Annotated in this window: 23 protein-coding genes and 1 pseudogene; 14 read left to right on the top strand and 10 right to left on the bottom strand. The window is 50.4% G+C overall.

Features of this window, described 5'->3' with window-relative positions; all coding sequences use genetic code 11:
* Positions 1-461 precede the first annotated feature (461 nt).
* The gene (locus J4F31_06985) at positions 462-614 is read left to right on the top strand and encodes a hypothetical protein (protein ID MCE2496304.1); all 153 of its coding nucleotides are present in this window, start codon (positions 462-464) and stop codon (positions 612-614) included.
* Positions 615-850: 236 nt separating this feature from the next.
* On the opposite strand, the gene fumC is transcribed toward J4F31_06985, so the two are convergent.
* Positions 851-2,248, bottom strand: coding sequence for a class II fumarate hydratase (gene fumC, locus J4F31_06980; GenBank protein ID MCE2496303.1), 1,398 nt, complete (start codon positions 2,246-2,248; stop codon positions 851-853).
* Positions 2,249-2,303: 55 nt separating this feature from the next.
* On the opposite strand from fumC, the gene J4F31_06975 reads away from it, so the two are divergent.
* Complete coding sequence (locus tag J4F31_06975) at positions 2,304-2,462, top strand: hypothetical protein (GenBank protein MCE2496302.1); 159 nt, start codon at positions 2,304-2,306, stop codon at positions 2,460-2,462.
* Between the two features lie 4 nt (positions 2,463-2,466).
* Here the strand turns inward: J4F31_06975 and arsC are convergent, their stop codons facing one another.
* Both arsC and prfB read right to left on the bottom strand, forming a co-directional pair.
* A complete protein-coding gene (gene arsC, locus J4F31_06970; GenBank protein MCE2496301.1) occupies positions 2,467-2,811 on the bottom strand; it encodes an arsenate reductase (glutaredoxin) in 345 nt (114 codons plus the stop codon).
* Positions 2,812-2,814: 3 nt separating this feature from the next.
* Positions 2,815-3,922 (bottom strand): peptide chain release factor 2 gene (prfB, locus tag J4F31_06965; GenBank protein MCE2496300.1). Its coding sequence is split into 2 segments (ribosomal slippage): positions 2,815-3,858 and positions 3,860-3,922, totalling 1,107 coding nucleotides; the frame shifts between segments, so codons are not numbered across the junction.
* 56 nt (positions 3,923-3,978) lie between these two features.
* Here prfB and J4F31_06960 point away from each other — a divergent pair.
* Together J4F31_06960 and J4F31_06955 are read left to right on the top strand one after the other, a co-directional pair.
* Positions 3,979-4,563: an isoprenylcysteine carboxylmethyltransferase family protein gene (locus J4F31_06960; GenBank protein ID MCE2496299.1), complete on the top strand. Its 585-nt coding sequence runs from the start codon at positions 3,979-3,981 to the stop codon at positions 4,561-4,563.
* The gene (locus J4F31_06955) at positions 4,563-5,588 is read left to right on the top strand and encodes a DegT/DnrJ/EryC1/StrS family aminotransferase (GenBank protein MCE2496298.1); all 1,026 of its coding nucleotides are present in this window, start codon (positions 4,563-4,565) and stop codon (positions 5,586-5,588) included. The genes J4F31_06960 and J4F31_06955 overlap by 1 nt, the downstream gene beginning before the upstream one ends.
* A gap of 54 nt (positions 5,589-5,642) precedes the next feature.
* On the opposite strand, the gene J4F31_06950 is transcribed toward J4F31_06955, so the two are convergent.
* The 6 genes from J4F31_06950 to J4F31_06925 form a co-directional block, all read right to left on the bottom strand.
* The gene (locus J4F31_06950; protein MCE2496297.1) at positions 5,643-6,551 is read right to left on the bottom strand and encodes a hypothetical protein; all 909 of its coding nucleotides are present in this window, start codon (positions 6,549-6,551) and stop codon (positions 5,643-5,645) included.
* A 9-nt stretch (positions 6,552-6,560) separates the two neighbouring features.
* The gene (locus J4F31_06945; GenBank protein MCE2496296.1) at positions 6,561-6,893 is read right to left on the bottom strand and encodes a hypothetical protein; all 333 of its coding nucleotides are present in this window, start codon (positions 6,891-6,893) and stop codon (positions 6,561-6,563) included.
* Between the two features lie 334 nt (positions 6,894-7,227).
* Positions 7,228-8,427, bottom strand: a complete 1,200-nt coding sequence (locus J4F31_06940) for a RagB/SusD family nutrient uptake outer membrane protein (GenBank protein MCE2496295.1) — start codon at positions 8,425-8,427, stop codon at positions 7,228-7,230.
* A gap of 11 nt (positions 8,428-8,438) precedes the next feature.
* A complete protein-coding gene (locus tag J4F31_06935) occupies positions 8,439-9,524 on the bottom strand; it encodes a TonB-dependent receptor (protein ID MCE2496294.1) in 1,086 nt (361 codons plus the stop codon).
* Positions 9,506-11,464 carry a SusC/RagA family TonB-linked outer membrane protein gene (locus J4F31_06930; GenBank protein MCE2496293.1) on the bottom strand — a complete coding sequence of 653 codons (1,959 nt, stop codon included), beginning with the start codon at positions 11,462-11,464 and terminating at the stop codon, positions 9,506-9,508. The genes J4F31_06935 and J4F31_06930 overlap by 19 nt, the downstream gene beginning before the upstream one ends.
* A gap of 78 nt (positions 11,465-11,542) precedes the next feature.
* Positions 11,543-12,250 (bottom strand): NUDIX hydrolase, encoded by a 708-nt coding sequence (locus J4F31_06925; protein ID MCE2496292.1) that lies wholly within the window; start codon positions 12,248-12,250, stop codon positions 11,543-11,545.
* A 141-nt stretch (positions 12,251-12,391) separates the two neighbouring features.
* On the opposite strand from J4F31_06925, the gene pfkA reads away from it, so the two are divergent.
* From pfkA to J4F31_06875, 10 genes and pseudogenes are all read left to right on the top strand, one after another.
* Positions 12,392-13,381 carry a 6-phosphofructokinase gene (gene pfkA, locus J4F31_06920; protein MCE2496291.1) on the top strand — a complete coding sequence of 330 codons (990 nt, stop codon included), beginning with the start codon at positions 12,392-12,394 and terminating at the stop codon, positions 13,379-13,381.
* Positions 13,378-14,373: a type I glyceraldehyde-3-phosphate dehydrogenase gene (gap, locus tag J4F31_06915; GenBank protein ID MCE2496290.1), complete on the top strand. Its 996-nt coding sequence runs from the start codon at positions 13,378-13,380 to the stop codon at positions 14,371-14,373. Before pfkA ends, gap begins: the two co-directional genes overlap by 4 nt.
* A 5-nt stretch (positions 14,374-14,378) precedes the next feature.
* The gene (locus tag J4F31_06910; GenBank protein ID MCE2496289.1) at positions 14,379-15,242 is read left to right on the top strand and encodes an ATPase; all 864 of its coding nucleotides are present in this window, start codon (positions 14,379-14,381) and stop codon (positions 15,240-15,242) included.
* Positions 15,239-15,640 (top strand): methylglyoxal synthase, encoded by a 402-nt coding sequence (locus J4F31_06905; GenBank protein MCE2496288.1) that lies wholly within the window; start codon positions 15,239-15,241, stop codon positions 15,638-15,640. The genes J4F31_06910 and J4F31_06905 overlap by 4 nt, the downstream gene beginning before the upstream one ends.
* A gap of 3 nt (positions 15,641-15,643) precedes the next feature.
* Positions 15,644-16,288, top strand: a complete 645-nt coding sequence (gene pgmB / locus J4F31_06900; protein MCE2496287.1) for a beta-phosphoglucomutase — start codon at positions 15,644-15,646, stop codon at positions 16,286-16,288.
* A gap of 18 nt (positions 16,289-16,306) precedes the next feature.
* Positions 16,307-18,628 (top strand): glycoside hydrolase family 65 protein, encoded by a 2,322-nt coding sequence (locus J4F31_06895; protein MCE2496286.1) that lies wholly within the window; start codon positions 16,307-16,309, stop codon positions 18,626-18,628.
* Position 18,629: 1 nt separating this feature from the next.
* Positions 18,630-20,969: an alpha-amylase gene (locus tag J4F31_06890; protein MCE2496285.1), complete on the top strand. Its 2,340-nt coding sequence runs from the start codon at positions 18,630-18,632 to the stop codon at positions 20,967-20,969.
* Between the two features lie 3 nt (positions 20,970-20,972).
* Positions 20,973-22,451, top strand: a complete 1,479-nt coding sequence (locus J4F31_06885; GenBank protein MCE2496284.1) for an alpha-amylase — start codon at positions 20,973-20,975, stop codon at positions 22,449-22,451.
* Positions 22,451-22,819, top strand: a complete 369-nt coding sequence (locus J4F31_06880; GenBank protein ID MCE2496283.1) for a methylglyoxal synthase — start codon at positions 22,451-22,453, stop codon at positions 22,817-22,819. The genes J4F31_06885 and J4F31_06880 overlap by 1 nt, the downstream gene beginning before the upstream one ends.
* A gap of 112 nt (positions 22,820-22,931) precedes the next feature.
* Positions 22,932-24,272: pseudogene (locus J4F31_06875) on the top strand (MFS transporter).
* Here the strand turns inward: J4F31_06875 and J4F31_06870 are convergent.
* Positions 24,269-24,543, bottom strand: a 275-nt coding sequence (locus J4F31_06870; GenBank protein ID MCE2496282.1) for a cyclomaltodextrinase C-terminal domain-containing protein, incomplete at its 5' end; no start/stop codon positions are given. The pseudogene J4F31_06875 and the gene J4F31_06870 overlap by 4 nt on opposite strands.

Raw genomic sequence — 24,543 nt, 5'->3', positions numbered from 1 at the left:
AGAATCTATCTTTAATCAAACCCAATTATTAACTAACAAAACCGCATTGTTGGTCTGAAATATGGGGAGTATTACACTTCAACTTTCTGAATATCCCGTCATGGGTTCAATATGAACAAACGGATGAGTTTACTGTGCAAGTTACCATCAAAGACGTTATGGAAGTTCAAATCCTGCACGAAGAGGAGTTCGCTGACGAAGACAAGATTCAAGCAATAATTGACAATTTGGATCCCGACGAAACTGCAGATCGAATAAATTAGCCCACGTAATTTAACCTCACCTATTTAATTCAGGCGAATGAAGATTGAAACTACAGTAGATGTCTACCGTAATGCAACTTTAACTGCGATTAAGGTGCCTTCTGGGAGAGTATTTGATGTTGAAAGGGCTGATGACGTATTTCTTTGAAAGTCTCATCGTCCTCGTGAAAAGTAGCAAGGGGAATCTCAGAACAAGAGTTGGTCCATTGGACCGCGTTCTTCAATCAACACGAACTACCCGAGCTATACGCTATGGAGTGGCTCGGCGAATACGATCAGCGTCCCATAACACACGATCTGCTCGGTGTGCTTGAACAGGCATCGCGCACCTTTACGCCCGGCAGGACTTGAACCATGAAGCATAAGTCAGTGTAATCGCCTTCTTTTAGTCTCTATTTAGCCTCATCTAGAGAATCCTCGGCGATTCCGAGCTCACCCTACGAAATATTGTGAAGGGTATCGAGATCTTCAACCAAGAACTCTTAGAATCCGATGACGCTTGAAGAACTCCTACATAACCCTCTGCATTAAATATATAAAGCCCCGACCGACCCACCGAGGCTTTGAATAAGTGTGCTGAGGGAGGCTTATTTCAAGCTTCCGATCATGTCTTCTGGACGTACCCATTCGTCGAATTCATCGGCGGTAAGGTACCCGAGGTTCACGGCTTCTTCTTTGAGTGTGGAGCCGTTCTCATGAGCTGTTTTGGCGATCTTGGCCGCCTTTTCGTAACCGATCCTGGTGTTGAGGGCCGTAACCAACATGAGGCTGTTGTTCACGTGAGTTTCGATACTCTTGTAGTTGGGCTCTATACCGACAGCACAATGATCGTTGAAACTCACGCAGGCATCGCCCAGCAGGCGAGCGCTTTGAAGCACGTTTGCTGCCATTACGGGTTTGAAGACGTTGAGCTCGTAATGTCCTTGAGCACCACCAACGGCAATCGCCATATCGTTACCAATCACCTGGGCGCATACCATAGTCATGGCTTCGGCCTGGGTAGGATTCACCTTACCGGGCATAATGGAGCTTCCGAGCTCGTTGGCGGGAATGACGATCTCGCCGATGCCCGAACGAGGGCCGCTCGCGAGCAAGCGAATGTCATTGGCGATCTTATTCAATGAAACCGCGAGCTGCTTGAGAGCTCCGTGGGTTTCGACCAGCGCGTCGTGTGCGGCAAGTGCCTCAAATTTGTTCTCCGCACTTACGAAAGGCAGTCCGGTAAACTCGGCGATCTTGGCCGCAACCAGGTCGGCGTACCCTTCCGGTGTATTGATTCCGGTTCCGACCGCGGTACCGCCCAAGGCCAACTCACTCAAATGAGCCAGTGTATTCTTGAGAGCTTTAAGACCGTGATCGAGCTGTGAAACGTAGCCCGAGAATTCCTGACCGAAGGTGAGCGGCGTAGCGTCCATGAGGTGCGTACGACCGATCTTTACGACATCCATGAAGGCCTCTGACTTGGCTTTTAAGGTGTCGCGTAGCGTTTCGACTCCCGGAATCGTAGTTTCAATAACGCGCTTGTAAATAGCGATATGCATACCTGTTGGGAAGGTATCGTTACTCGACTGCGATTTATTGACGTCGTCGTTCGGGTGGATCTTACGATCACCTTCGCCGAGTTTTCCGCCTTCGATCACGTGGGCGCGGTTGGCAACCACTTCGTTCACGTTCATGTTCGACTGGGTCCCGGATCCGGTTTGCCAGATCACGAGTGGAAATTGATCGTCGTGCTTTCCTTCGAGAATTTCATCGCACACTTTTGAAATGAGGTCGCGCTTTTCGTTAGGCAATACCCCAAGCTCGCAGTTGGCGTGGGCCGCCGCCTTTTTCAGGTAGGCAAAACCGTGCACGATCTCGAGCGGCATGCTTGCGGCCGGACCAATTTTAAAGTTGTTTCTCGATCTTTCGGTTTGGGCTCCCCAGTACTTATCAGCGGGAACTTGAACCTCTCCCATGGTATCTTTCTCGATGCGAAAATCCACAATGTGTTTTTTATCGGTTAATTACTAAATTTGAGCACTCTTAAAGAACAGAACTATGTTTATCGGATTCCTCCTGTTTTTGGCTGTCTTCTTGATGGCGTTTTGGTTGATGCTTTTCATCACCGGATTCCTTCCCTTCTGGATCATCGGTTACTTCACCGATCTTTTTAGCGACGAAGTAGAAGACGAGGCCGAAGTGGTCACCGAGTCCTAAGGGACTACAACAGCTCTAAAACATTTTCAGGAGGTCGTCCGAGGACGGCCTTATTTCCTTTCACCACGATCGGTCTTTCGATCAATTTCGGATACTCGGCCATGGCCAGCAGTATCTCTTCGTCTCCGAGTTCCTTATCCTTGAACTCTTCCTTCCAGATCGATTTGCCCTTGCGAACTAACTCATCGGGCCGCAGGCCCAACATAGAAAGCAATTCGCGCAATTCGTCCACCGTGGGTGGATCCTCCAAATAGAGCACGATCTCTACGTTTCCTCCATTGTCTTCGATGATCGCCAGGGTCTTCCGGCTTTTACGACAACGTGGATTATGGTAGATCTTTAAACTCATGATTTATTCGTTTTCCGAAGTTACTCCTTGACCTTCTTGCATGAGGTAGGCCTTGATGAATCCATCGAGTCCGCCGTTCATGACCCCGTCGACATCGCTGGTCTCGTGCTGTGTGCGCACGTCTTTGACCAACTTATAGGGATGAAAGACGTAATTGCGGATCTGCGAACCCCACTCGATCTTCTTTTTCCCGGCTTCGATCTCGCTTTGCTTGGCTCGGCGCGCTTCGAGTTCGAGTTCGTACAGTTGAGATTTCAGAAGCTGCTTGGCCTTTTCCTTATTCCCGAGCTGAGAACGGGTTTCGGTATTCTCAATGATAATGCCCGAGGGTTTGTGTCTCAAACGCACACCGGTCTCTACCTTGTTCACGTTCTGCCCCCCTGCTCCACCCGAGCGGAAGGTATCCCATTCGATATCCGACTGGTTGATCTCGATCTCGATAGTGTCATCGGCCAGAGGATAAACGTATACCGACACGAAACTGGTGTGGCGTCGAGCGTTACTGTCGAAAGGTGAAATTCGCACCAAACGGTGTACGCCGCTTTCGCCTTTTAGGTATCCGAAGGCGAAGTCGCCATCGATCTCGATGGTCGCCGTTTTCACTCCGGCCACGTCACCCGCTTGGTAGTTCAGCTCCGTGACTTTAAAACTTTCTTTTTCGGCCCACATCACGTACATACGCAAAAGCATGGATGCCCAGTCACAGCTCTCGGTTCCGCCCGCACCCGAAGTGATCTGCAGTACCGCGCTCATGGGGTCTTCCTCTGCCGAAAGCATATTCCGGAACTCGAGGTCTTCGACCTTGGCCTTTAGATTTTGATATAGCTTAACGATCTCCTCTTCGGAGGCCTCGCCCATTTCATGAAATTCGAGAAGTACGCCAATATCGTCCTTCATGGTTTCGATTTCCTCGTAGGTCTCGACCCAGAATTTCATTTGGCGGATCTTCTTCATCACCACTTCGGCCGATTTTGGATCGTTCCAAAAATCGGGGTCCGCGGTTTTCTCCTCTTCTTCGCCGATCAGTAATTTCTTGTGATCGACGTCAAAGATACCCCCTTAACGCGTCAACGCGCCCAACTAGGTCCCTGTACTGGTCTTGTGTAATCATGCCGCAAATTTACACATTCGGCGTTGGTGAACCTTTATATTTGCAAAAAACAGCTCATGCCGCTCGTACTGCTCTCATTCCTATGGATTTGCTATTTCGCCATGCACAGTGCCATGCTGGCACCGAAGGTGAAAGCCCATATCTTGAGCCTTACCGGACTCCCGGAATCGCGATACCGACTCTTTTACAATATCGTTGCGATCGCAGGGGTGATTCCGCCCGCCATCTACTACTACAACCTGCCGAAAGAATCGCTCATGAGCGAGCCGAATATCTTTCTGGAGTACATGGGCCTGCTGCTCATGGCCGCAGCGGTCTACTTGGCCTTCAAGTGTTTCCAGGGGTACTCGCTGGGCGAGTTCATCGGCCTCGAAACACCCGGAAAAGCAAAAGAACTCAACACGGAAGGGCTCAATGAACTGGTACGCCATCCGCTGTACTTCAGCGCGCTGGTCTTCCTTTTCGGTGGACTGTTGCGGGCGCCGAGCTACCCTTACCTCGTGACCATGTTCTGGATGGTTCTGTACATTGTGATCGGCGCGCATCTCGAAGAGGCGCGCTTGGTCGAGCGATTCGGAAAAAAGTACCGCAACTACCAGGATAAGGTGCCCATGCTCATCCCCTTCTATAAATTCAAATGATGACGATAGATCTACGCAGCGATACGGTAACTCGGCCTACGGCCGGAATGGCAACTTCGATGGCTTCGGCAGAAGTCGGTGACGATGTTTTCGGCGAGGATCCTACGATCAACGCTCTTGAAGAGAAAGTGGCGGACTATTTTGGTGCAGAGGCGGCCTTGTTTTGCCCGTCGGGCACCATGACCAATCAGATCGCGATCCGCGTTCACTGCCGTCCGGGAGACGAGGTGATCTGTCACGAGTACAGCCACATTTACAACTACGAAGGCGGGGGTATCGCTTTGAACTCCGGTGCATCGGCCCGATTATCACACGGCCCACGCGGGCTCATGACTCCGTCCGACATCGATGCCCTGGTTCGTAATCCGAACGACGCTCATGCGCCCATGTCACGACTCCTCGCGGTGGAGAACACCATGAACAAGGGTGGTGGAGCGTGTTATGATTTTGAAACGCTGAAGGCCTTAAGGGCCAAAGCCGATGAATATGGTTTGGCCTATCACATGGACGGAGCGCGCTTATGGAATGCCCTCGTGGCGAAAGGTGACGATCCGAAGGCCTACGGACCGCTATTCGACACCATTTCGGTCTGCTTGAGCAAAGGTTTGGGCTGTCCGGTCGGATCCGTACTCGTGGGAACCAAAGAGCACATCGATCGAGCCTACCGACTCCGCAAGAGTATGGGAGGTGGTATGAGGCAAGCGGGCTTTTTGGCCGCGGCCGGAATCTACGCCTTGGACCACCACATTGAGCGCTTGGCCGAGGACCACGCTAAGGCCATAGCGGTAGAAAACGTTTTGAAGACCTGCGCTTGGGTCAAGTCCATCGATCCGGTAGAAACGAACATCGTGATCTTCTCTGTAGCCAACGGGATCGATCCGGGTGGCGTGATCACCTCCATGGCTAAGCAAGGAGTCAAGATCGTCTCCATGGGTGAAGGCAAGCTCAGGATCGTAACGCACTTGGACGTGACGGGTGATCAGATGGAACGACTGTTGGCCATCCTGCCGCAGGCAGTGAAATAAAAAAAGCCACCGATGTGCATCGGCGGCTTTGGATTGGATCTGGCCCGGATTTGGCTAGGGGCAAGCCAGTTGAATCATTATATCTTTTTCCGTTCGGTTTTCCGCCACCCCGCACGATACGTCCGGATTGGTGAGAAAGTAGTTGGTCATGGGCACAAAACGCACTCGATCGATCACCGCTCCTGCGGGCAGAACTCCTGCGAAGAACTCTTCGTGCACGATGTAGCGCGTGCACACACCGTCACCCTGATAATCCATTAGGAGGTCCGGGTTGTTCGGAGTCGTGAAGAAGGTGCTGATGTTGTGTGTCGTACTGTCCGTAGTCGTAACCTCAGCGTACATCCACACTTCGTCGGGACCAAGGAGTGATGAAGCACATGTGCTTGCGTCGCGCTTGGTCATACGGCCGCCGGTGGTATCCTCTCTGGAATACTCGTAGATGATGGCGATCACGTCATCGCTAGCCGGTGCCAATGGAAAGGCGAAACCGGGATCCTTGACCGTAATGGCCGGGTCCACGGCGAGCATGAGGTCCTCGGTTTTGCGATCGGGGTCTCCATAGCCACCGCCATCTTTTGGTTTCACGAGGAAGTGGATATCTTGATCGTAAACCGTTGAGGCATCAACTTCGTAGAATTCGGTCGGGATCATGGTATAGCTGTACACCCCTTCTGACTCCTTGGTCATCTTAAGAGCCTCGTTGGAGTTCTTCCAGGCCTGAGAACCAATTCCGTTCACAAGCGGGTGCCCCTCCGGATGTTCGGCCGGACTCCAGGTCCAGATGTACATATCCTCACCGCTGGTTGCGATCTCCACGATCCCCCAGTCATTGGAGGTAGCGTTGAGGTCCACGATGATCTTGATCTCTTGATCCGGTGTGAAATCGGGCGGATCACTCGTTACTTGTCCCAGGGCGATCATCCCCGAGAACAGTGCTGTCGTTGCTAAAACTAACTTCTTCATAGCTGTTTATTATTCTCGGATGAATGAAAAATTGTACTGCACACTAGGAGCCCCGCAGTGTTCGCGTGGAACATTGAAGCCCATGTTGTTATCGATCTCTCGCACGAGACGTGAGAGTGAAGCCGTGACAGTATCACCGGCATTCGTGTAAAAGATGATGTTACTCGGGAAGCTTGGATCGTCGAAGGTAAAGATCCCTTGATCTCCAATAAACATGTTCCCGGCACCTGCTTCCACTTCGTACGTTCCTTCGGTTCTACTGAGGGTCACCGCTCCGAAATCTGAAGCGTAGTAAGGCGAAATATCGCGCGTTTCAAGAAGGGCTTCTTGAAGGTCGGTCAACTCAACTTGAGTGAGTCACCATTTTCCGGAAAACCCGGAAACGGCATCATAGGCCGGGCCAATGTCCGAAGGGATCTCTGGGCGGCACGAAACCACTGCGATCAACATGGTGAAGACCGCCATTATTTTGATGGTATTTTTCATAGTGATCATATTTTTAGCAACCTCCGGTTGGGTTCAAATCAAATTCGTCGGTTTGTTCCGAAATGGGGAACTGTAAGATCATACCCGGGCAGTCCCATGGAGCATTGCGCACTTCCCGCTGCTCACCCAGGACTCCGCGACGTTTGATCCATTGAATACGCTCGCCTTCGGCAAAAAGCTCTATCCGGCGTTAGAATTCGATGGCCTCGCGAATCTCGGTCGGAGTAGAGCTTGCGGGCAAATCGTAGGCATTTGATCCATAGGCACGACGACGAATGTCGTTCAGGTGATCAACAGCCGTTGCTGGGTCTGAACCCGCTAAACATTCGGCCAGCAATAATTTCATACTGGTCGTATGAAGATAAGGAACACTAATGAAATCCTTATCGAACTTACTAATTGCAACAAATTCATTGGGCGCACCATCGTTGCGTATCTGGAAGAACCGGAGCACACGGCGATCATCGGCATTGCTCGAATACGGATTCAAGAATGTTTTGTTGGTTCTCAACTCAGGATTCGGGTTGTTATCGCTACGGTAATTGCCGGTAAACGTTCCTCCGCGGTTATCCACGGTGTTATTGATCTCAGTACTTACGATACGGAAAATGAACTCGCTCACGACAGTGCTGGTGTCTCCGAAAACAAATCGGTCGAGTCCAGCCACGCTCGTATCGAATGGGAACGCTTGAATGACCGGTGCGGCTTCATTTGCAGCATCGCCGAGTCGATTTTGCTGGAAGTAAACCTTGGCCAAAAGCGCCTGAGCTGCAAAACTCGTAGCGTAATTGCCATTGCTGGCCGGCGAGTTTTCCTTGGCAAAGATCAGATCAGGAATGATGAGATCTTCATAGACCTCGCGAACAGTATTGCGCGGTGCGATCTCGAAATCGACCGTTGTACGGATCACGATACCAGGGTGGCTGTTATCAGAAGTATATCCCCACGGATGAGCAAACAAGCGAACGATCTCAAAGTGTGCAAGGGCGCGAATGAATCGTGCTTCTGCTTCGGTGAGGTCATCGGCCAAATCGAAATTCTCGATCACAAAATTGGCGCGCATGGCCGCGCGGTATATATTCCCATAAGTACCTCCGATGGTTCCGTTAAAGAACAGCGTGTTGAACGTGTAGATCTCACGGTAATCCAAATTGGTATTTGGACGAGAGAGGTTGTCGCTCAATAGCTCATTGATGGTTTGGAAATTCCCGTTGGCAAAGTCCCCGACGGAACTGTAAGCTCCTTTCAAGAACATTTGCAGCGAATCGGCATTTACGATCACTTCGTCAGTCGTCAAAGACCCATCGGGTTTGACGTCCAAGAATTTTTCACATGATGCTGATACCAGGATCAGCGCAGTAGATACAAAGTACAGTGCTATTCTTTTCATGATCCTGATGATTAAAATTGAACTTCTAGACCGAACATGTACGTCTTCTCCTGTGGAGGAGTCAAGAATGTAATGTTTGGACTCATGTTACGGTCAGTTGGGTTCTCAAAGTCACGAGCGATCTCCGGATCAACTCCGGGGAATTTCGTGAACGTGAGGATGTTCGTTGCCAAGGCACTCAAACGAATATTTTGAAGTCCCCAACGGCGAACGGTCTCCGTAGGAAGCGAATAACCCAAGGTCAGGTTACGCAAGCGAAGGTAGCTCGCATCGTGCAACCAAAGGTCAGTGTTGATCCAAGGAGTCGTTGAGCCATGGTTGGCCGGATCCAAGGTCATACGTGGATAACGTGCCTCATCACCAGGTTGTGTCCAGCGGTCATACACGTGACGTGTCATATGCCAATCGGTCACCATGGACAATTGACGCTTGCTCGACGAGTCGTAGATATTTTCGCCGATAGTGAAGACGAACAAACAGCTCAAATCCCAATTCTTGTAATGGAAGGTGTTGGTGATTCCACCGACAGCGTCCGGAAGTACATTTCCTACAACCACGCGATCCACCGGATCCCATGTGTAGGTTTCATTTCCATTGATATCGAGGTAAACCGGAGCACCAGTTTCCTTATCTACGTGTGAGAATCGAACCAAGAAATTGGTACCAACGGGTTGGCCCAAAACGGTACGCGTGTCGTTCGTTCCACCACTAACAGCGTCTTCACTATAACCACTGATGCTGGTGATCTCGTTGTAGTTTCGAGCGATATTGAAATCAGTGGTCCATTTGAAGGCACCAACTGTGTTACGCGTAGTCACGTTGAACTCGATCCCGGTGTTGTAGATACCTCCGACGTTATCCCACAAGTTGGCGAATCCACTTGACTGTGGAACCTGTACCTGCAGGAATACATCGCGTGTATCTTTGTAGTAATAGCCGATTTCACCGTGGATACGGTCGTCGTACATTCCGAATTCAAGTGCAGCATCGAAGGTATAAGAGCTTTCCCAGCGCAAATTCGGGTTTTCAATGATCGTTGGGTAGTAATAAGAAGAACCGTTATACCCGTTGATATTCTTTACGTTATTGCTCGCCACTGGTTAGGTGGAATGGCCGCATTACCCGTTAATCCGTAACCGGCCTTCAGCTTCAAGAAGCTGAGCACCTTGTTCTCTTGAAGCCAATCCTCTTCGGTCAGGATCCAGCCGACCGAGAGCGCCGGGAAATATCCGAAGCGATTATTTGGATCAAATTTCGATGAACCATCAGCGCGGAAGTTCAACTGAGCAAAGTACTTACCTGCATAGTTGTAATTCACACGTCCAAAGAAACTCACGAAAGTGAATTCGTTGGCCGGATCGTTGAACTGAAACTCGATCGAGTCGCGCATTTCCTTGTCTTCCCAGAACGCGTCAGTAGCATCGATCACCTCGGCATAAGACGAACGGCTGTAAGAACGCTGTGCCTCGGTTCCAGCCAAGAAATCCCAATTATGTAAGGTATTCTGACTGAGGTTGTATTGTGCCGTAAGTGAACCGTTGTAATTGGTCACCTCGGTCGGAATCCTTTTAGAAACTCCGGCATGCTCGGTCAGGATCAATTCTTGAGGCTCGTAGATATCCTCATTGATTTGCATGTAGTCCAAAGAGGCCGATCCGCGGAGGATCAATTTGTCCGTAGCCTGATACGTCAGAGCAGCGTTATTGATCGTGCGGTACTCCGTATTTCTCCATTTTTTCAATTCTTGTACTCGAACGGGATTCGTACCTCCGATGAAGTAATCTCCTTCTGAATCGTAAACCGGATAAATTGGTAAGGCGATCGACATCGCCGCACCCAAACCACCTGACCAAGCAGCATCAACACGGTCGTTGATTCCCTGGGCAAAACCGGTCGATACGCTCAAGATCAGGTCCGGCGTAATGTTCACATCGCCATTGAGGCGCAAGCTCAATCGACGATAACGGTTACCAACCAAAAAGCTCTCATTATCATTATATGAAAGCCCGGCGTATAGATTGTATTTTTCAGCACCTTTTGAAACGGAAAAGTCGTGGTTTTGCTTGAATCCCGTTGCGATCGTTTGATCTACCCAGTCGGTTCCTTCAAAGGCCTGAGCCTCATCCCAACTCACTCCTCCTGGCAATACTGGTGTACCGATGTTTCCGTCGTTCACCCATGCCTCTTCATACATTTGCAAATACTCATCCTTGTTGAGCATTTCGGGTAGAGCGGTCGGATTGGACGTTCCGAGGCGCGCATTATAACTAAAGTGCAGTCCACTTTTTTTACCGCGTTTAGTTGTAATAAGAATCACCCCGTTTGAACCTCGTGAACCGTAGATACCTGTAGCAGCAGCATCTTTAAGGATCTCGACAGACTCGATATCATTCGGATTCAATGTAGCTAGTGGGTTGTTATTCATGGCCCCTGCATCCCCTTTGATGAAGTAATCCCGAGTGATCGGAATTCCATCAACGACGTACAATGGATCACCACCGGCCGAGATCGAGGCAACTCCTCGGATTCGAACCAGCGAACCTGAACCCGCCAATCCTGAACCGGTGATCACCTGAACCCCGGGAGCTTTACCTTGGATGGCCGTTTCGAACGAAGGCGTGGGCATATCGTTCAATTCCTTGGTGCCCAACTGAACGATGGAACTCGTAAGCTCTCGTTTGCGTTGAACACCATACCCAACAACCACCACCTCATCGAGATCCGATGCTTCAGGTTGCATGGCGATGTCCACCACTGCATTTTCACCTGCTTTAACGGTTACCCTTCTGCTCGTGGCAGCAAAACCAATAAACGAAAACTCGAGCGTGATTTCCCCGGGCGACACACCCGTGATCGTGTATTCACCGTTGAAATCGGTAGCCGCACCATTCATCGTACCCTTCACCAACACCGAGACCCCCGGTAGTGGTAAGTTTTGTTCGTCGAGCACGGTCCCAGAAATGCTTTGCCCGCTGACGGTAAAACCCGGGCAGAGCGCGAGAAAGAGCGCAAGAACGCTCGTGTAGAACTTCCTCATAATAGACCCATGTTAATACGTAATTGAACCAAATGTATAAAAAAACGAATAAGTGTAATTTATACACTTAGTTTTATATCACTTCTCCTCCTCCACTGGCTCTTGGTTGAGTGCGAAGAGCTGAGCAGGTTTGTGTAGCACGCCTTGCTGTTTCTCTTTTAATGGTATAACAAGCTTCTCTTTCAGTACTTTTTTCCTGAAATTTCGCTTATCGAGCTTCTTCTCCAGAATGATCTCATGAAGGGCTTGAAATTGTGAGAGCGTGAATTTTTCGGGCAATAATTCCAGTCCAATATTTTGATGACTGAACTCCTCTCGCAATCTATTCAGTGCCGATTCCAAGATCGTATCGTGGTCGAATGCCAACGATGGGACTTCGTGAATCTCACGCCAAAAAACCTCTTCGGCAAAGGAAGATGCTTCAGGCCTAAAATCCTCCATACGCACCAAGGCGAGGTAACCGACCGTGATCACACGAGCTTGTGGGTTTTGTCGGTACGACTGAAGCCAGTCCAAATCCTTAATGTTACTGACTCTATTTGGGTCACCGAATGCATGAAACTGTCGAAGGAAAATTCCCTCGAGTTGCGTGAGTTCTTTAAGGACTCGATTTGCGGCATCGTCCAAACTTTCGTTCTCCATGACGAGGTCGCCCGGAAGAGCATACTGAGAGTGCATACCCTCTTTGAGCTCTTTCTGTTTAATAAGTAAAACATTCAGTTGTGTGTTGTCGAATCCGAAGACCACACAGTCCACTGATACGTTCGGATTAACTCCTTGACCCATTCCCCCAGTAATTAAGTGTAGTTGAAGGTTTTATGAATGGAATGTTTCCATTCGAGACCGAAAAAGTAGATAAATTCAATCAAAAGCACAAAATAAGTGTAAATTTTACACTATGTTTGTTTTTGAACTTGATAAAGACATATGAGTTCGAAGAAAATTAAAACCATAGGTGTGCTGACCTCCGGTGGAGATGCCCCCGGCATGAACGCAGCTATCCGAGCAGTCACGCGAACTGCTCTTTTCTATGATCGGAAGGTCGTCGGTATTTTCAGAGGGTACGACGGTCTGATTCAGGGCGATTTTGAGGAACTCTCTTCGAAGAGCGTGAAACATATCCTCAATAAAGGAGGCACCTTTTTGAAGTCGGCCCGCTCGCAAGAATTCAGAACCGAGGAAGGACGAGCCAAAGCGGCTGAGCAACTCTATAAGAACGGAATTGACGCATTGGTCGTCATTGGTGGAGACGGATCCTTTACTGGAGCCATGCACCTGAGCGAGGAGCACGAAATTCCAATCATCGGTGTACCGGGAACCATTGACAATAATCTATACGGAACCGACTATACCATTGGATACGATACCGCTACCAATACGGTGGTCGATGCTATAGATAAGATTCGCGATACGGCTAGCTCCCACAACCGACTTTTCTTCGTAGAGGTCATGGGACGTGACACCGGTTTCATAGCGCTTCAGACTGCAGTTGCCACAGGAGCTCTTTCGGTCATCTTACCCGAACGCACCACGACATGGGAAGCCTTGTTGGCCGATATAAAAGCCGGTGAAGCAGCCCGTAAAACGAGTAACATCGTCATAGTAGCTGAAGGAAACCACTTGGGCGACCCTTATAGTCTGAAGAAGCGCGTGGAAGAAGAACTACCGCAGATTGAAGCCAAAGTGACCATTCTTGGTCACCTCCAACGAGGTGGCGCACCGAGCTGTTTCGATAGAGTCATCGCGAGTAGACTGGGTGTAGAAGCCGTCGAAGCCTTGCTAAACGGGAAGTCGAATATCATGGTCGGACTCCTAAACGACGAATTATCTCACACCTTCTTCTTGCAAGCCATTAAAAACCAAGCACAAATAGATCAGGACCTTATCCGGATCTCTAAAATCCTTAACACGCAATGAAAACAAAAGTAGCCATCAATGGATTCGGCCGAATTGGCCGTTTGAGCTTCCGCAACCTCATGAAACGCCAAGATGTGGAAGTAGTAGCCATCAACGATCTAACCGATCCGGCTACACTGGCTCACTTGTTGAAATACGACTCAATTCACGGCCGCTTCGATGGAGAAGTTAGCCAGGACGGTGATACGCTCAATGTCAACGGGCAAGTCATTCACATCTACAGCGAGCGCAATCCGGCCGACCTTCCTTGGAGAGAACTCGGGGTAGAGATCGTACTCGAATCAACCGGAGTATTTCGCGATGCCGAAAAAATGGGACTCCATTTGCAAGCAGGAGCTAAAAAAGTCGTGTTGAGCGCCCCTGCGAAAGGAAGCGTGAAGACCGTAGTATTAGGTGTAAACGAAGAAGTATTGACGGCCGAAGACACCCTCGTATCGAACGCATCGTGCACGACCAACTGTTTGGCTCCTGTGGCCAAGGTCTTGCACGAGAAATTCGGCATCGTCAAAGGATACATGACAACGGTTCACGCCTACACGGCTGACCAGCGTCTCCACGATGCCCCTCACGACGACCTTCGTCGTGCCCGTGCGGCGGCTTTGAGTGTAGTTCCAACGAGCACAGGAGCAGCGGCCGCTGTAGGTAAAGTGCTTCCGGAGCTTCAAGGCAAATTGGATGGTATGGCCATACGTGTGCCAACTCCAACCGGATCCGCAACCGATTTGACCGTTGTACTTGAAAAAGAAACGACAGCAGAAGAAATCAATGCAGCCATGAAGGCCGCAGCTGAAGGAGAACTAAAAGGAATCCTTCAATATACGGAAGACCCTATCGTATCGGCAGATATCATAGGTAACCAATACAGCAGTATTTTTGATGCCCAGCTGACCTCAGCCAGCGGAAACCTCGTAAAAATCGTAAGTTGGTACGATAATGAAGCTGGTTATGCCGCTCGCGCCGTCGATTTGATGGTTCGCTTGGCCAACATGTAATAACTATGATCCTGATCGCTGAAAGTGGTTCTACCAAGTGCGATTGGGTGTTGTTGAACAAGAATGGGACCGAAGCCGATCGCTTCTCAACGATGGGCTTCAACCCCTATTTTAACAGCGCCCGATTCGTGGCCGAGCACCTGCGCAATCTACAGCGCGTTCAAAAGCTTCGGAAAGAGGTCGAAATGATCTTCTTCTACGGAGCCGGGTGTTCAACGGAACCCTTGAAAAACGAAATCAAGCGCGGACTCGAGCAGGTATTCGTACACGCTGAGATCGAAGTGGACCACGATTTGGTCGCTGCGGCTTATTCCACCTATAACGGAGAACCAGAGATCGCCTGTATCGTAGGTACGGGCTCTAATTCCTGTTATTTTGACGGTCACTCCCTACGGGAGGAAGTGCCGGCCCTCGCCTTTATTTTGGGTGACGAGGCTAGCGGTTCATACCTCGGAAAAAAGCTCCTGAGCACTTTCCTTTACAAACAACTACCCAAGGAGATCGAAGCAGATTTTCTGTCGACCTACCACACCGATAAGGACGAGATCATCGATAACGTCTACAACCAACCCAATGCTAACGTATACTTGGCCGGATTTGCCCGGTTCGTGAGTAAGCACCAAGAGCACTCTTTCTTCACCAAGATCATATACGAAGGCTTTTTGCTCTTCCTAAAAACGCATGTACTCTGCTACCCCGAAGCCAAGAACACCACGGTAAATTTCGTGGGCTCAGTCGCCTATCACATGGAAGGGTTACTGCAGAAAGCATGTAAAGATCTGGACATCAAATTTGGCCGCGTGATCAAGAAACCCGTGGACGGACTCGTTGCTTATCACCTCCAACATAAAATCGAATTGCAAGCATGATGAAAAACATCGTTATACTGGCCCACAACGCCATGAAGCCTACAATGGCCGAATTCATCAAGGAACGTGAAGAATGGCTTTGGGGAAAACGACTCGTGGCTACCGGACGCTCTGCGGAATTCTTGGAAAAAAATGAATTCAAAGTTCCGATCGTTCACTTGAGCCCCGGACAAAGCGGAGGATACTCGGAAATCAATGCCATGATCTCCCAAGGAGAGGTCGCCCTCGTACTGTTCTTCGTCGATCCCGATGTAAAAGAGCGGCACCACCCCGACATTGAAGCGCTGATCGAAATTTGTATCCGACAAAATGTTCCACTCGCGACCAATACGGCCTCGGCTGAGCTTATTATCCTCGGGCAAATTCGCAAGGAACTAGCTGAGCGAATGAAACACTAATCCATGAAGGTAAGTGCTTTTCTCTTTGACCTCGACGGCGTTATCGTAGATACCGCCAAGTACCACTTCATCGCCTGGAAACGACTGGCCAATGAATTGGGAGTCGATTTCACTGAAGAGGAAAACGAACAGCTAAAAGGTGTTAGCCGACGAGGCAGCATAGAAAAGATCATGGAATGGGGTAATATCTCGCTCCCCGAAGAAAAGATTGAACACTGGATGAAGGTCAAGAACGATTGGTACCTGGACCTCATCGCTCATATGAACCCGGATGAAACCCTTCCCGGAGCGCGGGACTGCTTGGAAGGGGCTCGTTCGGCTGGAGTTAAGATCGCGTTGGGATCGGCATCCAAGAATGCGCCGATGATACTCAAGCAATGCGAATTGGAACACTTTTTTGAAGCCGTGATTGACGGTACCAAGGTCACCCATTCGAAGCCCCACCCCGAGGTCTTCTTAAAAGGATCCGAAGCATTAGGCGTAAAACCCGAACTATGCACGGTATTTGAAGATTCACAAGCTGGGATCGAAGCTGCCCTGGCAGGTAATATGCACACGGTAGCCATTGGCTCACCAGATGTATTGCCCGGGGCCGAAATGTATGTTTCGGGGCTCCATGAATTCAATTTAAATAACTACTTGCGATAACACTCTACTACACGACATATGGAAGCCAAATACCTCGACGTCGACCCCTGGCGCATTATCGAGCGCGGTTGGGACCCCAATAATCATCCCAAGTCAGAAAGCATTTTTTCGATCGGAAACGGCCGCATGGGTCAGCGAGCCAACTTCGAAGAGCAATACAGCGGTCGATCACTGCGGGGATCGTACATCGCCGGTGTATACTATCCCGACAAGACCAAAGTAGGTTGGTGGAAAAACGGATATCCCGAATATTTCGCCAAAGTGCTGAACAGTATCAACTGGATCGGTCTAGATATCGAGATCGACGGAAAAGCGGTTGACCTCGCCGAAATGGAAGTTGAGTCATTCTACCGCGAGCTCAACATGAAAGAAGGCTATCTACTGCGCTCTTTCGAAGCGGCCTTTGCGGACGGAAAACGAATTGCTGTTCAGGCACAGCGATTCTACAGCATGACGCGCGACGAGATCGGCACGTTGTCGTACAGCATTACCCCACTGAACTTCAATGGTACCATCACCTTTACTCCATATCTCGATTTCGACGTGGAGAATGAAGACACCAACTGGGAAGAAAAATTCTGGGATGAGGTGTCCAAGGTCTCAGAATCCGGATTTGCCGCGGTCACTGCTAAAACCAAGAAACTCGATTTTCATGTTACAGCGGCCATGCGGTTCAAAGTCCTCCTCGATGGTGCGCCTCAAACGCCCGAGGTGGAAACCTTCCAACGAGATAAGTACGTAGCGAACCGACTTCAAGCATCGGCCCGCGAGGGCCAAACCCTTACCCTCCAAAAGTACGTGGGTATTCTCAGCTCCCTCAATCACAAGATAAGTGAGCTCGAAGAAAAGGCCCGCCAACGCGCCACGGAAAGTATCGAGGCCGGCTTCACAGCGCTCTTGCAAGAGCAAAAAGAGGCCTGGGAAGCGCGCTGGAACAACGGCGATATCGTGATCGAGGGTGATGCCGCCGCTCAGCAGGGAATTCGATTCAATATATTCCACCTCCATCAAACGTATACGGGTGAGGATGAGCGCTTGAACATTGGCCCAAAGGGCTTCACCGGCGAAAAGTACAGTGGATCGACATACTGGGATACCGAGGCGTACTGTCTGCCATTCTACTTAGCCACCGCCGATCCGCGGGTAGGCCGAAACCTGCTGATCTACCGCTACAAACACCTTCAAAAAGTCATCGAGAATGCTGAAAAACTGGGCTTTACCAACGGCGCTGCGCTGTATCCGATGGTGACCATGAACGGTGAGGAATGCCACAACGAGTGGGAGATCACCTTCGAAGAAATCCACCGCAACGGAGCCATCGCCTACGCCATTTACAACTACATACAACACACCGGCGAATACGCCTACCTCGGCGAATACGGCCTCGAAGTACTGGTGGCCATCGCCCGCTTCTGGAGCCAGCGTGTGCACTTTAGCGAACACAAGCAACAGTACGTCATGCACGGCGTTACCGGCCCTAACGAGTACGAGAACAACGTCAACAACAACTGGTACACGAACTATATCGCCACGTGGTGTATGCGCTACGCCGGCGAGGCCATTGACCACGTACGCGAGAACGAACCTACGCGCTGGGAGACTTTGAGCGCCACCTTGCGGTGGGATAATAGAGAGCGCGAACGTTGGAACGACATCATAGGTAAGATGTACTATCCGGTCGATGAACAGCGCGGGGTATTCCTGCAACAAGAGGGATTCCTGGATAAAGATCTGCGCTCTGCCGACGCTTTGGACGATAGCGAACGCCCCATCAATCAGCATTGGAGTTGGGACCGCATCCTCAGATCGTGTTTCATTAAGCAGGCCGATACCTTGCAGGGACTGTACTTCTTCGGACACGAGTTCGATCGCGAAACGCTCAAGCGGAATTTTGATTTCTACGAGCCCATGACCGTGCACGAAAGTAGTTTATCGCCATGTATTCATGTGGTTCTGGCGGCACAGCTCGACTACGAGGATAAGGCCTTGGAAATGTATCACCGTACATCTCGACTCGATCTGGACGATTATAACCGAGAGGTTCACGAAGGACTGCACATCACCAGTATGGCCGGAACCTGGATCAGCGTGGTTCAAGGTTTTGGAGGTATGACCGTCCACGACGAGCAACTGCATTTCGATCCTTACCTGCCATCGGAGTGGGAAGCCCTGAATTTTCGAATTACTTGGCGCGGCGCTCAGTTGGCCGTGAAGATCGATAAGGAGGGCACCCACATCGAAAATGAGGGTCCGGCCGAAGCTACCTTGTTCCTCCTCGGAAACGAACATCGACTCGCACCCGGAGATGCCGCCGTGCACAGTGAACGTATAGCCTTGTGATATGAAAAGATTCGCCTACTTCGTCGCACTTGCAGGACTGACCATTGCCTGTGCACCCAAGGAAAAGGAATATCTCTTTCAAGGTGATGCCGTGACCGGTTTAGCTGGCCCGATAGTGCTATCCGATGAGAGCAATCTGTTCTATGCACCGGATTTTGTGCCGGATACCACGCGAATCAAACGTGTTTCTGCGAGTACAGGAGTGAGCTTCAGCTTTGGTAAAGCGGCCTGGGAAGTTCACCTTCACAGGGGCGATCAGACGTACTCAATACAGACCATCGAGCTTCATAACGGTGAGAGGTATGAAATTCCCGTTTTCTATTCGTTGACTCAGAAGGTAGACTTTCAGTTTGAAGGCGAGGCGGATTCCGTATTCCTATTCGGCACATTCAATGCCTGGAACCGCGGAGCGTTGAAAATGAATTCCGACGGACAGCTTTTCACCTCGTCGGTGAAAATGGCTCCTAACAGCTATCCGTACAAGTTCTTCGTATGGAACGGTGGTAGAGCCGTTGAAGCGACCGACCCCAGATCCGATTCAGTTTCGAATGGAATGGGGGGGTATAACTCTACTCTCGTGGTGGACTATCCGGGTGAAGCTCCCGTTGCATTGGAGCCAATCTTTACGGATAACCGTTCTATCGAATTGTCGAACATACCGAACGATCAGATCGTGCTGGCCTACTGGCAAAACCAACGCTTGAAAATCGACACCATCGGTTCCGGCACCTATAGTGTTCAAATTCCGGAAATCGATCCTAAGTGCAGCTATGCTGAGGGACGAAGCTACTTGCGCATCTTCAGCACACGTAATGCACGGTTATCGAACGATGTATTGATCCCGCTCGAATCGGGCAAGATCGTTCGCTCAACGGACCAACTCGCGCGGTCCGATTGGCACACTGCCATCATGTACTTCATGATGGTCGATCGATTCAAGAACGGAAGCGAGGCGAACGACAGCATAGTGCCGAATCCGGATATCGATCCCAAGGCCAATTATCACGGAGGCGATATCGCCGGAATTACCGAAGTGCTTCGATCGGGCTTTTTCGAAGAATTGGGAACCAACACCATATGGCTTTCACCGATCGTTCAGAATCCTTGGGATGCCTGGGGCCTGTGGAACAAAGGAGGCGTTACCTCCAAATTTAGCGGTTACCACGGTTACTGGCCCATCTCCAACATCAAGCCCGACGTGCGATTTGGATCGCCCAAAGAAGTGCATCAGTTACTCGACGAAGCCCATGAAGAAAACTTCAATGTGCTCATCGATTACGTAGCTAACCACGTGCACGAACAACACCCGGTATACGTGGACCACCCCGATTGGGCCACTCCCCTATACCTTCAGGATGGATCTTTGAATACCGAGCGATGGGATGAACAGCGCCTGACCACATGGTTCGACACCTTTATGCCGACCTTGGAGCTTCGAAACCCCGAGGTGGTGGACTACATGACCGATTCGGCCTTGGTTTGGGTGACTCAGCACGAATTTGACGGCTTCCGCCACGACGCTACCAAGCACATCGACGAACTCTACCGGCGCACACTTACGCGTAAAGTCAAAGAATTGAACCTCGATAGACGTATCTATCAAATCGGCGAAACGTACGGTTCACCCGAACTCATCAGCAGCTACATCAGCAATGGTATGCTCGATGCCCAATTCGATTTCAACGTGTACGACGCGGCGGTCAGCCCTTTCGTCTCAAGTGCGCCTAAAGACATCGAGAACCTAGTCAACACGCTAAACCAAAGCCGGAACACCTACGGCTACCACAACCTCATGGGTTACATTTCCGGTAACCAGGATCGCAGCCGTTTCATTTCATTGGCTTCAGGAGACGTGCTTCTGAGCGAAGATCAAAAGCTCGCCGGCTGGACTCGCGAGATCCCGAAGCCAAAGGCCGAGGCCTACGCTCGACTCGGGCTCTTACACGCCTTAAATTTCGCTATTCCGGGAATCCCCGTGATCTACTACGGCGACGAATACGGGATGTGGGGTGCCAACGATCCCGATAACCGGAAGATGATGAAGTTTACCGGGTACGATTCGGATGAGGCAGCCCTGCGGGCCGATGTACAAGCGCTCACCACAGCTCGCAACCGAGAAATGGCTCTACTTTACGGGAATGCCGAAGTAGAGATCGTGGAACAAAATGTCATTCATATCACCAGAACATATCTGGGTGAACGAGTTCAAATTTGGATCAATCCGGGACCCTACCCCATTCTTTGTGGAGTGAGTTCTGAAAATATTTTGGCTGGACGACTCGTCGAAGGCGACGAAGACAATGTCTTAGAGCCATTGAGTTTTGTTTACGTGAAAGAATAAAGCATGAAAAAACTTAGTATCTGGGTACTTTCCGCCGCATTACGGAGCTGCGGCTCACCCTCAAACGAATCGAGCAACACTATGGCCGATGAAAACGAACTCGTGGAAATGATCGACAGCCGGCTTCCGGATTGGGCGGCCAACGCTACCATCTACGAGGTCAATATTCGTCAGTACACCAAAGAAGGAACCATCAACGCGTTCTCTGAGCACCTGCCTCGACTAAAAGAACTCGGAGTTGATATTCTGTGGATCATGCCCGTACAACCTATCGGCGAAAAAAATCGAAAAGGTCCTTTGGGAAGTTATTACTCCATTCAGGACTATACCTCGGTGAACCCGAATTTCGGCACCATGGACGATTTCAAAGCCCTGGTCGATCAAGCTCATGAACTCGGTCTAAAGGTCATCCTGGACTGGGTCGCCAACCACACCGCATTCGACCATACTTGGACCGTTGAGCACCCCGAGTTCTACACTTACGATGAAGAAGGTAACATCAACGTCGCCAAGGACAACGAAGGAAATGTGACCGACTGGACCGATGTGGCCGATCTCAACTACGAAAACCAGGATCTGTGGGCTGCCATGGCGGATGAAATGCGCTTTTGGGTCGACTCGGCCGATATCGATGGGTTCCGCTGTGATGTGGCCGGATTCGTACCGATGGATTTCTGGAACTACCTCAGCGAACAACGAGCTACCCGGAACAAAGAGCTCTTTATGATGGCCGAGTGGGCCGAACCCACCGACATGCAGAACTTTCACATGAACTACGGTTGGGATGTACACCACGTCATGAACGAAGTGGCCAAAGGCATAAAATCGCCGAGCGACATCGAGATGCTTCGACTGGAGATCGACTCGAACTACACACAAGATGATCTCCGTATGTACTTTACGACCAACCACGACGAGAATTCATGGAACGGAACCGTATTCGAGCGAATGGGAAAGGCGCACTTCCAATGGTTCGTTTTCACCGCTACGTTCGACCGAGGCATGCCTCTGATCTACAGTGGTCAGGAGGTCGGATTAAGTAAACGCCTTAAATTCTTCGATAAGGATTGGATCGACTGGAGCGTAGAAACGGATTCACTCACCGGCTGGAACTACAACAAGTTCTACACTGCCATGATGGATATCTACCACAATACTCCTGCCCTCTGGAACGGCAATTACGGCGGCGATTTTAGTCCGCTCGTAGTCAACGATGAAAAACGAACGTATGCATATGCCCGTCGTCGGGACCTCTCGAAGATCGAAGCGGCCGGACCTTACATGGCGATCGAAATGACCGATAATTCGGAAGTGGTAGCAGCATTCAATTTCGGAAATGCCGCTGCTCGATTTACCAAAGAAGAACTGGAGCTCAAGGGATCGTATAAAGTATTCGACGGACAAACCACGAACGACTGGAATGCCGATGAGGCGAACGACCTGGTGATCCTCGAGGACCAATTCTTAATTTTCTTTCGATAATGAAGATCGCGCTCATAGCTCATGACGGAAAAAAGGCCGACATGGTCGCGTTCATGCGCGATCACATGGACGTACTGAAGAATAAAAAGATAGAACTCGTCGCCACCGGAACCACCGGTAAACATGTTGAGTCGGCCGGACTCAAAGTTCAGCGCGTTAAGAGCGATCCCCTCGGTGGAGATGCGCAGATCGCTGCAGAGGTCGCCGAAGGTAGGGTTCAAGCCGTTTTCTTCTTCCGTGATCCACTCGATAAACACCCCCACGAACCCGACATCGCCATGTTGATGAGGGTGTGCGACGTTTACAATATTCCCCTAGCAACGAATCCGGCCACCGCCGATCTAATATTCAGCTCTCTCGAGCAATAGTCGTTTAACCTAAAGCTGATCGACCCTGGCACAATCCATTCCACACGCTCACGGCGAAGCCCGTGCCGCCGAAAAACCGAAGCTCGGACTGGGCACCATCATCAACCTCAGCATGGGGTTCATGGGAATCCAAATGGGATTTGGTCTTCAAAACGGAAATGCCAGCCGTATTCTCCAAAATTTTGGAGCCGATGTTCATCAGCTGAGTTGGTTTTGGCTGGTAGCTCCTTTCACCGGACTCATCGTTCAACCCATTATTGGACACTTAGGCGATAACACTTGGACCAAGTTGGGTCGACGCAAACCGTACTTTTTGCTCGGCGCCATCATGGCCGCCCTCGGTCTTATTTTCCTGCCAAATGCCAATATACTCGCCGGAGAATCGCTCAGTGCAACGGAGTTTATAGGTATCAGCGCCATTCTGTGGATCGGCATTGCCTTCCTGGCCCTTATGGATGCCAGCTTCAACATCAGCATGGAGCCGTTCCGCGCGCTGGTCGGCGACATGCTGCCTAAATCTCAAGGCACCATAGGGTTCAGTGGCAGACCATTCTCATCAGCGTAGGAGCCATCTTGGGGTCCTTCATGCCCTACGTACTCAACAATTATTTCGGAATCACGAATACCGCTGAAGTAGGATCGGTTGCGCCAACGTAGTGATGTCCTTTTATATCGGTGCCTTTATCTTACTGGCGACTATTTTCTACACCATTTCCATGATCAAGGAATATCCGCCCGAAGAATTCCAGAAATACATGGGCGCCGTCCATGAAGAGGAAAAGCAAAACATCTTCAAAGCCATTTTCAGCAATGCCATCAAAATGCCCCGCCGTATGCAACGCTTGGGATGGGTACAATTTTTCTCGTGGTTCGGCCTTTTCACTATGTGGGTCTACACCACGTCCGCACTGGCCACCCACCATTACGGTCTACTGCCCACCGATACTCATTCGCCCGAGTTCGGTGAGGCCGGAGATTTCACGGGCTACTTATTCGGCTGGTACAACGCCTTCGCCCTCGGATTCGCATTCATTCTTACCCCGCTCGCCAAGAAAACCAGCCGAAAATTCGTGCACTTTATTGCTTTGCTTTCGGGCGGACTCGGCCTTCCGGGGCTCTATTTTCTACCGCTCGATTATCTCATTCTCAGCATGGTCGGAATCGGGTTCGCTTGGGCCGGCATTTTATCCATGCCGTACGCCCTGTTGATCGATTCGCTCCCCATCAACAAAATGGGAATCTTCAACTTCTTCATCGTAATCCCACAGATCATCAACGGGCTCATTGGCGGGCCCATCGTCCACGCCTTTTTCAATGACCACGCCATGTTCTACTTGGTCATGGGTGGGCCTTCTTCGTCCTTGCGGCCATCCTGACCTTGCGCATCAAAGAGCCACTCTTCGGGGAAGCCGAAGTTCTGGAGCAACGCAAACAAGAAGAGGGTACGGCCTAGCGGCCGGATGCAACCCTGTAGAGGGCGAATCCACGCGCCGGTAAGGCGATTGGATCTACCCCTCGCTGATCGGAGGGGTCCAGCATATTCGTCAACTGAGAACCAGCGTACAAAAAGTCGACATAGCGATTCAGGTTGAACTCATGCGGCTTTTCGTTCCCGTTTACCAGGATCATAAAAGTGTCGTTTTCATCCACACCCGTCCAAAACGTTTTTTGACGCACTAAACACCTGTTGAAAGTCAGGAGTTTAGCTCTTTCACTACCCCAAT

It is taken from the genome of Flavobacteriales bacterium (assembly GCA_021296215.1).
Lineage (GTDB): Bacteria > Bacteroidota > Bacteroidia > Flavobacteriales > ECT2AJA-044 > ECT2AJA-044.
Note: the sequence above shows the minus strand (reverse complement) of the source record. Positions and strands in the feature narration are given on the sequence as shown.